Origin of the sequence: Candidatus Pelagibacter sp. HIMB1485, from assembly GCF_052048055.1 — a bacterium.
Taxonomy (GTDB): Bacteria; Pseudomonadota; Alphaproteobacteria; order Pelagibacterales; family Pelagibacteraceae; genus Pelagibacter.
The window spans coordinates 786,167-798,255 of record NZ_JBNAIN010000002.1 but is presented as its reverse complement, the minus strand read 5'-3'; the positions used below and the strand labels follow the sequence as shown (position 1 = coordinate 798,255).

The window sequence follows — 12,089 nt, the reverse complement described above, 5'->3', positions numbered from 1 at the left end:
TAAATAAATAAATTGTCTAAAAACAACTTAGTTAAAAGTAATAAAAGTTCCAACTATAATAACTCCCCAATAAGCAGCTAGACTTAAAAATATACCTGTTTTTACTAAAGAAATTTTTAAGCTTGTTAGTTTATTGAAAATTTTTACGTTAGAAAATTGCATTAAGTGCGTCAATACACCCAGAGAACAAATTGTCAAATATTATTTTAATATTAGATAAATTTTTTTCTAATAGATCGTAGCGCCAAAAACTTTAACCATTTCATCCTCAACACCTAAAACTAACCTTCCCAAAAATTCTCCTGGAATTTCTTTATTGGTCTGTTTTATCAGAACGGTTATATGTTCTCCTCTTCTAAGGCACCCAAAGGGCTCGAAAGTTTCATGAAGATTTGTGATTAGCTTATTGTTAGCCCATTGTTTTCCAAGCTCTACTTCATTGGCTCCAAAGAGCATCTGAGTTGAAAAATCTCTAGTAAATCCACCATAATCTTTAAGGTTTGATGATTTTACCAAGTTAAACCAAATAGGTTTAGCCAGCTCATATATTTCATCATCTTTTTTTGATAAAATATCCATAACTTATCTAATTCTAATTAAAGTATCTTAAGAAGCTTTTTTCTTCTCGTTCTCATCCACGATGTGGTAGACCGGAACCTTCTCCATACTAAATTTACCAGTTTTTGGATCTCTTCTAGAAACTGTCAGACAATGCCAATTATCATCATCAAGTTTCATATGATCTCCTCTATAATAGTATCCTGGCCATCTAGTTTCTTCTCTAAATAAAGTATGTTCAGTTACACACTGAGAAGTTAAAGCTCTATGTTTCAACTCCCAAGCTCTCATCAATTGGTGATAATCCTCAGCACCAACATGCTCAAGATCTTCTTGAAGCCATTCAAGTAATTCAAGGCCTCTTTTCAACATATTGCCATTAGTCATATAATTAGATGTAATTCCACCTACATATTCATCCATAATCTTCTGTAGTCTTTGTAGACCTTGGATTGGTGATATATAGCTAGGAGAGACAGTTCCACCAGTGATTTCGTTTTGTGCAACAGTGAAGTTTTCAAGTGGTTTGTAGACCATTGCTTTGAAATCCTCACATTGTTTGTCTGAAACCTTAACTCCTTCAGCTTTTTTATCTTCAATATACTTAACAGCAGCTTTAGCAGCTAATCTACCTTCTGTGAAAGATCCAGATGAAAACTTATGAGCACTTCCACCCACAGTGTCTCCAGCACCAAATAAACCATCAATTGTAAGCATTCTGTTATAACCCCAGAAATATTCTGGTGGAGATAAATCTTCAGGACCGCTTACCCAAGCTCCTGAACAAGTAGCGTGTGAACCCATTACATAAGGTTCTGAAGTTGTTAATTCAGGATTTGTGTATTTAGGATCAATATTTTGAGACGCCCATACTACAGCTTGACCAACAGTCATTCCTAAGAAATTCTCCCAACCAACTGTTTCTAAATGTGGATCTTGGAAAGCTTCAGTTGTAACCATATGAATTGGTCCACCACCAGCAGCAACTTCTTGAATGAAAGCATGATTTCTTAAACAAGTAGGTGTTGGGTGATGATCAATATATTCGCCAACTAACTCTTTAGTTTGATCATACCATTTCTTCTCATAATTTTCCCCATTAGCATTCTGAGTATATGTTTTTAAGTGTAAGAAATAAGCTCCAACAGGCCCATAACCATCTTTAAATCTACATAACACAATTCTATTTTCCATTTGTGTCATTTTAGCTCCAGCAGCAATAGGAAGAGCATAAGCTGATCCGTTACTCCAAGGAGCGTACCAGGTTCTACCCATTCCTTCTCCAACAGCTCTTGGTTTGAAGATATGAGAAGCACCACCAGCTGCAACTATTACAGCTTTTGCTCTAAAAACATGAAAATCACCTGTTCTCATGTTAAAGCCAACAGCTCCACCAATTCTATTATCTTGAGACTCATCCATAAGTAAATGAGTGATCATTATTCTATTATAAATTTTGTCAGCAGATTTTTTTGCCGCCTCAGCAACAATAGGTTTGTAACTTTCACCATGGATCATGATCTGCCATTTACCTTCTCTTAAATATCTTCCAGTTTGTTCATTTTTCATCATTGGAAGACCCCATTCATCAAACATGTGAACAGTAGAGTCTACGTGTCTAGCCATGTCGTAACCTAAATCTTCTCTAACCATTCCCATTAAGTCATTTCTTGCATATCTAACATGGTCTTCAGGTTGATTTTCTCCCCATTGCATTCCCATGTAACAATTGATTGCATAAAGACCTTGAGCAACAGCTCCACTTCTATCTATGTTTGCTTTTTCTACGCAAACAATTTTCATATCTCTTCCCCAGTGTCTAGCTTCGAACGTAGCGCCTGTTCCAGCCATACCACCACCAACAACTAATATATCGCAATCCTCGTAATGTGTTTTATGTCTAGCCATTAGTAGTAAACTCCTTTTTTAAACGACTCTTTTGGAACTGATGGTAATTCACCATCAATATTTAAACCTTCTGGCTCAGTATAAAGTCTTTGTGAATTAATCTCACCTTGGTTTGGCTTGTCACCTTCAGCAAGTTTTGGAATAAATTTACCCCATGGTTTTGTAGTAATTGGAGAAACAAAGTTTTTCTCTGTTCCATTTCTAAATTTGATCTTCCATGAGATTGTTCCTTTTTCTTCTTCTCTTCTAACTCTAACGCTATGACCCATAGGAGCAAAATCAGCATAACCTCTTACATCAATTGCATGATTTGGGCATGCTTTTACACATGAATAACATTCCCAACAAAAGTTAGGTTCAATATTTTTTGCACGTCTGATATTTTCATCTATGTGCATAATATCTGATGGACAAATATCCACACAGTGACCACAGCCATCACATCTTGTCATGTATACGAAAGTTGACATAATTATTTATTCTCCTTTTTTAATTTCATCATATTAATAGTGTTTAGGTTGTTCTCTTTTAATACCTAAACCAAACTGTTCAGGCGCGTCAGCAGGAGGAGGTAAGTTGTCTCGTGAACCATCTGCTTCTGCTAAATTTTTTTGGATTGCTGCACCAGGTTTATAAAACATGTGTGCAAATTTAGACCAATAAACTCCTCCAAATAAAACTAAATTTGAAAGGACAAATAAAGTCAAAAATAAATAAGATAATCCTGCTTGACCATTAGATTGTGTGTAAGACCACAATAAACCAAAAGTCGAACAAGCTAATAAAGCTAAAACAAATAAATCAGCTTTAATAATTCTGTACCAAGGATGCGCTTCCGCAGATACATCTACTCTTAAAAAAAACCAAAACCAATAACCACCAACACATGTAAGTATTGCTCCGACATGCCAAACCATTGACCAAGTAGATGAAGTAGGTTTATCGGCTCCTGTGTAGCAAAATACTAAAACTGCTGATGCAACCCAAAATAATATTGTTCCATACATTCCAAGAACATGTGCAAGTCTTCTTTTTCCAAATCCAAGTTCTGCAGTTGTGCCGATATCATAAACTGTTGTCTTTGCGATAATTGAAGCTCTTTCTCCTGAACTCAATTCCTTAACAGCGTTAGCTTTAGCTTTTTTGGCATTATTAAAAAAATAAGTAACGTTTTTGTGAACAATCATTTGTATAATTGTTCCTGCTGCAATCAAAATTACCATAGCAATTATGAAGCTTTGCATTGCAAAAGGTGAGACTGTTTCAGCTAAAATTGAAAAAGGATTTGTAGATAACATAATTTTTAATTATTTATAAAGTTAGTTTGAGATTTTCTAGTCTAGTTAAATAAAGAGTTCAACTAAAACTATTGGTCAATTTTGTCATTAATAACAACTTACGGTTTACGTTTGTAATGTTGTTTATTAGGAATTACTGATCTTACCCCGCCTTGGGGGTTATCAACATCACCTTCTCTTCTTGGTATCAAGTGTATATGGCAATGCATTATAGATTGACCTGCAATTTTTCCAGCATTTGTCCCAATATTAAATCCTTTAACATTAGTATCTTTACTTAGAATTTCATTTTTAACTATTTGGATAAGATCATTGCAAGCAATCAATTCATCATTTGTCATGTCAAAATAATCTTTAATATGACGCTTAGGAATTATTAAACAGTGGTGATCAGAAACAGGATAAGAGTCGTAACTTGCATAAGCAAGATCATTTTCATGAGCAATTCCACTTTTTTTTGAATCGCAGAATAAACAAGGGTTGTTAGGATCTCTCATATTTAAATTAGAGTATAATATATTTTTCTAAGTTTATTAAAGGAAACATTATTTCGACTTTTCCATTTTAATTCATCTATTTTTGATACTGATGTAACTCCCTTTCCTGATCCAACAAGAATTATTTCTTCATAATCTTTAATTTCTTTAATTGATATATCTTTAAAATTAATTTTAACTTTTTTACTTATAAACTTAAGTGTGTTTCCAAAATAACAATTTTTTTTTGGAGAAAATATTTTTCCATTTTTAACAAAAACTAAATTTGAAGTACCAGTTTCTAATATTTTATTGTTTGCAACTAAAGCAATATCAAATTTAGATGAGTCAACCTTACTAAGTTTTGCTAAAATTTTTTTGTAATAAAGATTTTTATAATTTGGCTCAACTCTTTTATATCTAAATAATAAAAGACTAAAATTTTTTTTAAGTTTTGGTCTTTTTCTTATGGATATAGATATAAGTTTTTTATTGAGTGCAATTCTAAATAAATTATCAGGACCTTTGTAGAGTTTATTTTTCTTAATTAGATCTAAAATAATACTTTTTAAATTTTTTTTTCTTATGCCATATTTTTTTGTAGATTTTATTAAGTTTTCAATATGAGGTTTTAGCAGTATTAACTTTGAAGAATTTCCAACCATCCGCATTGTTGTAAATACACCTCTAGACCCCCAAAGGTCTTTAAAAGGAACTTCTTTAAGATTGCTAAGCTGATAAGATTTTTTTAATAATAGTGTTACCATTTTCTGTTAAAAAAGATTCTGGATGAAATTGAAATCCGTATATTTTGTTTTGATTATCCTCAAGGCCCATTGGTATTTTTGTTTTACTACATCTCATAGTTATTTTAATAGAATTTGATTTAAATGGCTCCATTAATTTTAATGAATGATATCTTCCCACTTTGAACTGTTGATTGTTTTTAAAAATTTTACTTTGATTATTTGTTTTTATTTTAGATTGAAAACCATGGTAAATTTTTTTTTGTTGTATTATTTTGCCTCCCTCATTATGTAAAATCATTTGATATCCAAGACAAATACCAATAATTTTTTTCTTTCCTTTGTATTTTTTATAGATTTTTGATGTAGTGGGATAATCCTTTGGTGATCCAGGTCCTGGAGATAAAACAATCACATCACTTTTATCTAACAATCTTTCATTTACTTCATAATAGTTTGAGCAATTTACTTTATCAAACTTTGCAAATTGATGAACAACATTCCAAGTGAAAGAGTCTTGATGATCAATTATGTAAATCATTTAAATAACTCCAATAAAGATTTTGCTTTAATATAATTTTCGTTAAATTCTTTTTTTGGAGAGCTATCTAGCACTACTCCAGATGCAGCTGAAATCTCTGATTGATTTTTATAATTTAATATAGATCTGATTATAATATTAAACTTCATGTCTTGATTAAATTTAATAAATCCAAAACTCCCAGTAAAAATATTTCTACTTTCTTTTTCTTGATTATTTAAAAGTTCTAAAGTTCTAATTTTAGGACAACCAATTACAGATCCACCTGGCATCATTGCTTTAATAATATCAATCAATTTCGTATTTTTATTTAATATTCCACCAATTGAAGTCACATAATGAAAAAGATGCTTATATTCCTCGACATATTTTTTTTTAAGTATTTTTACACTTCCAGGTTTGCAAATTTTTGATAAATCACTTCTTTCCATATCAACTATCATGTTGTGTTCTTTGGTTTCTTTCTCATTATTTTTAAAATACCTAAGAGCTATACTTTTATTTGATAATAATTTTTTCTTAAAGGTACCAGCTATTGGTTTGGTAATTATTTTATTTTTTTTCTTATCTATTAATGTTTCAGGAGAACAGCTTACTATAGAATAATCCTTATCTTTAATCATAAATGACTCTGGTGAAGAATTGACTCGCATTAATTTCCAAAAAAAATTAACAGGATTGATTAAAGATTTATTCTTATATTTTGTGCAAATTTTAATTTGATAGGTCTCTCCTTGTCTTATTTTTTTTGAAAATAATTCAAATATTTTTCTATATTTTGCGTAAGAAATATTAATCTTGAAAGGACTTAGTATTTGAGTTTTATTAAATTGATAATTGAACGTATGTTTTTTGATATTAGATATAACTTTAATATCCTTTCTAATTTTAATTATTGTCTCAGGTTTATAAAAAATTCCTTTATAAAAGTTTATTCTTTTTTTATTTTTTAAATTAATACCAATTAAATTACATAAAATTTCATAACCAAAAAAACCAAGATATAAATCTGTTTCTTTTTTAAACTTTTTATTCTCGATGGAATTAAGAAATTTATGTATATTTTTTTTTGTTAAAATGATCTTTTTAGAAAAATCTGTATAAATATTGTATCCACCATCTACTTTATAAATTATTAAAGGCTTATCTGATTGATACAGATCCTCTAAGTAAGGGTTGAATTTAAGCTTATGCTGGCTGTGTTCTTTCAATTGCTTTCTCTACTATAGGTAAGTGTATCAGACCTGCAAATAATGATAATGCGATAGATCCGTACCATGCATAGTCAAAATTTCCATTTAATTCATAAAATACACCACCTAGATATGCTCCTAGGAAAGAACCAATTTGATGGCTTACGAAAACTATTCCGTATAAAAGTCCCACATATTTTGTGCCAAATATATGGGCCACAATTCCATTTGTTGGGGGAACTGTAGATAACCATAAAAAACCAAAAGTAACTCCAAAGACGACAGAGTTAAATATACTTGGTGGTAAAAAAATAAAATAAATAATTGAAACTCCTCTTAATAAGTAAATTGCACTTAATATTTTTTTCTTACTATACCTTGTTGCTAAATAACCACTAGTAATTGTGCCTGCCATATTGAATACACCTATTAAAGCTAGCACCATTGCAGGTGTCCAGTCAGGCAAACCTTTATCTGCCATATAGGTTGGAATGTGTGTTGCTACTAAAGCAATATGCCAACCACAAACAAAAAAACCTAAAGTAAGATAGATAAAACTTTTATTTGCAAATGCTTCTCTTAGAGCTTCTCTTGCAGTTTGATTGTTATCTTTATTAACACCAATTGGTATTTTTGGAGTGCTAACAAATAAAGATACTACCAAGCCAATTCCTAAAAGAAGACAAAAGTATAAAAGAGTATTTTCCCAACCTGTTTCAACTAAAGAATATCTTACGAGCAAAGGAGAAACAAAATATCCAAAAGAACCTGCGCATGTAACAATACCTGTTGCAATAGTTCTATTAGATGCTGGAAAATGCTTAGCTACAACTGATACAGGAATACCTATTGCAGTAGAACCTAATCCAATTCCTATCATTACTCCAATAGTTAAAGTAAAGTAACTTCCGGTATTAAATCCAGAATAAAAAAATAAAACTCCAACTAAATAAAAAACAAAACCAATAAATATTGCAACTGCTCCTCCGTACTTATCAGTAATTACACCAAATAATGGACTAAATACTCCCCAGAGTAATAACTGTAACCCCATAGCAAATCCAAAATGAGAAATAGAAATATCTAAGTCAGTATTGAAATCAAAATAAAACAAACCAAAAGTCTGTCTTATACCTAAAGAAATTATTACTACTATCGATGCAGCTATTAGAGTAATTAAAGCTTTTTTACTTATAGTAAAATTTTCTGAGCTCATTTAAGACTTTTGAGAGCTTGTTTTATATCAGCTATAAGATCTGCAGGATCCTCTAAACCAATATGCAGTCTAACTATGTATTCGTTTTTTGCTAATTTAAGATAGCTTCTATTTCCTTGTTCTCTAACATTTTGATGTAAAGCTAAACTTTCAAACCCTCCCCAACTGTAACCGTGTCCAAATAATTTTAAATTATTTACAAATTTAACAACTGCCTTTTCACTTTTGGCTTTAATTCTTAAACCCATTAAACCTGAGGCACCTGAATAATATTTCTTCCACATTCTAAAATTGTAAGAATCTTTTTTGTATGGATACAATAATTTTATATTTTTGAATTTAGATAAAAATTCTGCTACTTTTTTTGCATTTTCTCTGTGCCTATCCAATCTAACATCTAAAGTTCTTAATCCCCTTGTAATCAAATAAGCATCATCAGGTCCTAACCTTAAACCTGTAATTCTTTCTGCTGCTTTAACTTTAGGAAAAACTTTTTTATTTACTGCTAAACTTCCACCCATTACATCAGAGTGTCCAGAATAATATTTTGTTGCTGAAACAATTGCCATATCAAAACCAAGTTTAATAGGTTTTAAGAAGTAAGGAGTTCCCCAAGTATTATCAATTGCTGTTAAAATTTTATGTTTTTTTGCAATTGAAATAATTTTACCTAAATCTTGAAAATCAAATGTATTGCTTCCTGGGTTTTCTACAAAAATTAATTTAGTTTTTTTTGTAATAGCTTTTTCTAATGTCTTAAGATCATGAGGATTATAAAAAGTTGTTTTGATTTTGAATTCTTTTAAAAAATCTTCTGTTAGTAACCTTGTTGGACTGTAAACTGGGTCAGCTGCAATAATTTCATCACCAGGTCTTGTAACGCTAAAGATTGCAAGGAATACTGCTCCAAATCCGGTAGGTGTTAAAAAAGTAAAATAACTTTCTTCAAGCTTAGATAAAATTTGCTGCAAAATATGAGTCGTTGAAGTTCCTTGTCTGCCATAATCAAAATGTCCACCAGTAGGGTTTCTTTTTGCCTTGTCTTGTGTTTTCCTAATATCTTGCATCGATTTGAAAATAATCGTTGATGCACGCACAATTGGTGGATTAACAGACTGATTATGAAAGTCTTTTGCTGTATGTTTTAAAAATGTTTTAAAAGAATTGCTCATAATAAAATTTGATATGTTTAAAAGACAATGCTATATCCCGTAAAAAACGTCAATAAATTAATAAATAGGACTAAATGAGTTATCCGAAAAAACACAGGGGTCGAAGAAAACAAGGCTCCAAAAAGAGAAGAGCAAAAAGAAAAAATAAGAAGAAATAATTCTTTTATTCTTTAATCCAACCACCGCCAAGAACTCTATGACCATATTGGTCTTTGCTATAGAATACGCATGCCTGTCCTGGAGATATTCCATCCTCAGGATTTAATAGATGAACATTTGCAGTATTATTATCTTTTAAATCTACCTTTGCCTCAAGAAGACTACCTGTTGATCTAACCTTTACAAATATATTTTGATCAAGATCTTTTTTATCAGTTAATAAATTTAAATCTTTTAAAGATATTTCTTTTTTTCCAAGGTTTTCTTTAGGTCCTACTATAATTTCATTTTTATCTGAATTTATTTTTAAAACATATAAAGCTTCTTTATCTGAAACCTTAATTCCCTTTCTTTGTCCAATTGTAAAATTAATAATACCATCATGAACACCGATTACTTTTCCATTTAAATTTTTAATATTTCCTTTTTGAAAAGAGTCTGGTCTAAATTTTCTAATTACTGATGCATAATCTCCATTAGGCACAAAACAAATATCCTGACTATCTGGTTTATCAGCTACATTTAAATCTAACTCTTTAGCAATTTCTCTTGTTTTATCTTTTAACATTCCACCTAATGGAAATCTTAAATAATCTAATTGCTCTCTTGTTGTATTGAATAGAAAATAACTTTGATCTCTATTTTCATCAATTGCTCTATACATATTATTGGTGTTGTTTGATGTAATATTTTTTACATAATGTCCTGTAACTAGTGCATCTGCTTTAAGATCTTTTGATACTTCAAATAAATCTTTAAACTTTACTGTTTGATTACATTGAACACATGGAATTGGAGTTTCGCCTTTTAAATAACTATCAACAAAATTATCTATTACCCCTTGCTTGAATTTATCTTGAAAGTATAAAATTTTATGTTCAATACCTAATTTATGAGCAACACGTTTTGCATCCATAATATCTTGACCTGAACAACACTGTTTAGATTGAGCTACTTCTTTTCCATCATCATAAAGTTTAAGAGTTATTCCTATAACTTTGTAACCCTCATTTTTCATAATTCCTGCTGCAGTTGACGAGTCTACCCCACCAGACATTGCAACAACAACTGTTGTATCTTCAGGTTTTTTGTTAATTCCGATAGAGTTTAATTCTTTATTCATTAGGTGGTATTTATACTTATTTACAATATAAGTTAAATTAAATGATTTTAGATTATGAACCAGGTGACAAAGTCACTAATCCTGAGAATAAAGACTGGGGCATTGGACAAGTACAATCAATTATAAAAGATAAGGTTACTGTTAATTTTGAAAATGCAGGTAAAAAAGTAATAAATGCAAAAAATATAGAATTAAAAAAAATAGGTAAATAAAAGATGGACTTACAAAAAATTATTGAAGATTTAGTTGATACTTTTTTATCAGCGGGAGAATTGTCCATTCAACTCAGAGAAAAAGGATTAAGCAAAGAAATTAAATCTGACAATACTCCAGTTAGTAATGGTGATATTGAAGTAAATAATTTTATATCTTCTCAAATATCCAAAATAACACCTGACATTCCAATTATTTCAGAGGAAACTTCTGAAAACAAAGATAATTCTAAATTAAAAGATTTTTGGTTGGTGGATCCTATAGATGGAACGTATGATTACATTAACGATTTAGAAGAATTTACTATTAATGCAGGTTTAATTATTAACAATAAACCTGTTGCAGGTTTAATAAATGCTCCTGCTAAAAAAAGAATGTTTTATTCATATGGGAAAGGCAAATCTTTTGAATTCACTGATAACAAAACAATAAACCTTTCTGAGTTAAAGTCTAAAAAAACAGACCCACTTAATTTCATTTCTTACAGCAATAAAATTAAACCTGAGATACAAAAGATCTATGATGAATTGGGTGTAAAAGAACACACTAGAATGAAAAGTTCTTTAAAATTTTGTGTTGTTGCTGCATGTGAATTTGATGGTTATGTTGCCGAGCCTCGAGCTTACGAGTGGGATATTGCGGCAGGACATGCAATTTTAGAAAATGCAGGAGGTTCTGTTAGAGACTTTGATGGTAATGAAATTTTATATGGTAAGAAAGATTTAAAAAATCGAAGTTTAATTTTGAAAAGTAAAAATATAATTTAATGGATGAGCAATTAAGAATTATTTTAATTATAATAGTATCCGTCTCAATTTTTGGATTACTAGTTTTTGTTTTTGTTAAAAATTATATTAGAAACAAAATAAATCATCTTGTTGATGAAGAGAAAAAAAGAAAATTAAAGTAATTTAATAATCTTTTCATATTCATTTTTATCAATATCCATCACTTTTTTGGATGTTTCGAAATCAAATCCATTTCTTGCAAGTAAAGAAATATCTTTTTTATAAAACAAAGTTCTATTATCCTCTGCTCTTGCTGGTCCTATTCTCTTTTTCTTGCATAATTTTATTGCTGAAAAGAAATCCTGATCAGAATTATCTTCTTTTATTTTCTCAACTGTATCCTTAATAAAGCTATCATCAATTCCTTTGCCCATTAAATAATTTCTAATTTTATTTATAGAGTTTCCTCTTTGGATCATGCTCTTAGCTTTACTTTCTGAATAAAATTGATCATTGATAAATTTATTTTTTTCTAGATCAGATAGAACAATATCAATTAATTTGTTTACATCTTTTTTTCTAGAGTCTGTTGCAGAGAGTTTCGTGTATTTTTTTAATAAATATGTTTTAAGTTGTTGTTTTGAAGGTGCATATTTTTCAACATAGGCAAACGCAAAATTCCTCATTTCATCAACTGTAACTTGAAGTGTTTTTCTCTTATTTCTTATAGGAATCATCGTTAGATTTTATATAATATA

Annotated in this window: 15 protein-coding genes; 2 read left to right on the top strand and 13 right to left on the bottom strand. The window is 30.0% G+C overall.

Translation table 11 applies throughout. The features are described 5' to 3' along the window. Positions 1 to 27 precede the first annotated feature (27 nt). From ACTTA4_RS06630 to mnmA, 12 genes are all read right to left on the bottom strand, one after another. The gene (locus ACTTA4_RS06630; RefSeq protein WP_440634040.1) at positions 28 to 162 is read right to left on the bottom strand and encodes a hypothetical protein; all 135 of its coding nucleotides are present in this window, start codon (positions 160 to 162) and stop codon (positions 28 to 30) included. Positions 163 to 228: 66 nt separating this feature from the next. Then, the gene (locus ACTTA4_RS06625) at positions 229 to 579 is read right to left on the bottom strand and encodes a hypothetical protein (protein WP_075506610.1); all 351 of its coding nucleotides are present in this window, start codon (positions 577 to 579) and stop codon (positions 229 to 231) included. A gap of 27 nt (positions 580 to 606) precedes the next feature. After that, the gene (gene aprA, locus ACTTA4_RS06620) at positions 607 to 2,466 is read right to left on the bottom strand and encodes an adenylyl-sulfate reductase subunit alpha (protein WP_262589350.1); all 1,860 of its coding nucleotides are present in this window, start codon (positions 2,464 to 2,466) and stop codon (positions 607 to 609) included. After that, on the bottom strand, positions 2,466 to 2,936 hold the full coding sequence (aprB, locus tag ACTTA4_RS06615; RefSeq protein WP_075506608.1) for an adenylyl-sulfate reductase subunit beta: 471 nt from the start codon (positions 2,934 to 2,936) through the stop codon (positions 2,466 to 2,468). Before aprB ends, aprA begins: the two co-directional genes overlap by 1 nt. A gap of 33 nt (positions 2,937 to 2,969) precedes the next feature. Further along, positions 2,970 to 3,764, bottom strand: coding sequence for an adenylyl-sulfate reductase (locus ACTTA4_RS06610; protein ID WP_440634039.1), 795 nt, complete (start codon positions 3,762 to 3,764; stop codon positions 2,970 to 2,972). Positions 3,765 to 3,862: 98 nt separating this feature from the next. Then, the gene (locus ACTTA4_RS06605) at positions 3,863 to 4,261 is read right to left on the bottom strand and encodes an HIT family protein (RefSeq protein ID WP_440634038.1); all 399 of its coding nucleotides are present in this window, start codon (positions 4,259 to 4,261) and stop codon (positions 3,863 to 3,865) included. Between the two features lie 2 nt (positions 4,262 to 4,263). After that, positions 4,264 to 5,007: an aminotransferase class IV gene (locus ACTTA4_RS06600; protein ID WP_440634037.1), complete on the bottom strand. Its 744-nt coding sequence runs from the start codon at positions 5,005 to 5,007 to the stop codon at positions 4,264 to 4,266. Beyond that, positions 4,970 to 5,527, bottom strand: coding sequence for an aminodeoxychorismate/anthranilate synthase component II (locus ACTTA4_RS06595; protein ID WP_440634036.1), 558 nt, complete (start codon positions 5,525 to 5,527; stop codon positions 4,970 to 4,972). Before ACTTA4_RS06595 ends, ACTTA4_RS06600 begins: the two co-directional genes overlap by 38 nt. Beyond that, positions 5,524 to 6,738, bottom strand: coding sequence for a chorismate-binding protein (locus tag ACTTA4_RS06590; protein ID WP_440634035.1), 1,215 nt, complete (start codon positions 6,736 to 6,738; stop codon positions 5,524 to 5,526). Before ACTTA4_RS06590 ends, ACTTA4_RS06595 begins: the two co-directional genes overlap by 4 nt. After that, entirely contained in the window at positions 6,716 to 7,936 is a 1,221-nt protein-coding gene (locus ACTTA4_RS06585; RefSeq protein ID WP_440634034.1) for an MFS transporter, read from the bottom strand. Before ACTTA4_RS06585 ends, ACTTA4_RS06590 begins: the two co-directional genes overlap by 23 nt. After that, positions 7,933 to 9,108: a trans-sulfuration enzyme family protein gene (locus ACTTA4_RS06580; protein WP_440634033.1), complete on the bottom strand. Its 1,176-nt coding sequence runs from the start codon at positions 9,106 to 9,108 to the stop codon at positions 7,933 to 7,935. The genes ACTTA4_RS06585 and ACTTA4_RS06580 overlap by 4 nt, the downstream gene beginning before the upstream one ends. A 163-nt stretch (positions 9,109 to 9,271) precedes the next feature. After that, the gene (gene mnmA, locus ACTTA4_RS06575; RefSeq protein WP_440634032.1) at positions 9,272 to 10,390 is read right to left on the bottom strand and encodes a tRNA 2-thiouridine(34) synthase MnmA; all 1,119 of its coding nucleotides are present in this window, start codon (positions 10,388 to 10,390) and stop codon (positions 9,272 to 9,274) included. Positions 10,391 to 10,431: 41 nt separating this feature from the next. Here mnmA and ACTTA4_RS06570 point away from each other — a divergent pair, with 41 nt between their 5' ends. Together ACTTA4_RS06570 and ACTTA4_RS06565 are read left to right on the top strand one after the other, a co-directional pair. After that, positions 10,432 to 10,602, top strand: coding sequence for a DUF3553 domain-containing protein (locus ACTTA4_RS06570; RefSeq protein ID WP_075506600.1), 171 nt, complete (start codon positions 10,432 to 10,434; stop codon positions 10,600 to 10,602). Positions 10,603 to 10,605: 3 nt separating this feature from the next. After that, positions 10,606 to 11,370 (top strand): 3'(2'),5'-bisphosphate nucleotidase CysQ family protein, encoded by a 765-nt coding sequence (locus tag ACTTA4_RS06565; RefSeq protein ID WP_440634031.1) that lies wholly within the window; start codon positions 10,606 to 10,608, stop codon positions 11,368 to 11,370. A gap of 134 nt (positions 11,371 to 11,504) precedes the next feature. Here the strand turns inward: ACTTA4_RS06565 and ACTTA4_RS06560 are convergent, their stop codons facing one another. Next, complete coding sequence (locus tag ACTTA4_RS06560) at positions 11,505 to 12,068, bottom strand: regulatory protein RecX (protein WP_440634030.1); 564 nt, start codon at positions 12,066 to 12,068, stop codon at positions 11,505 to 11,507. Positions 12,069 to 12,089 lie beyond the last annotated feature (21 nt).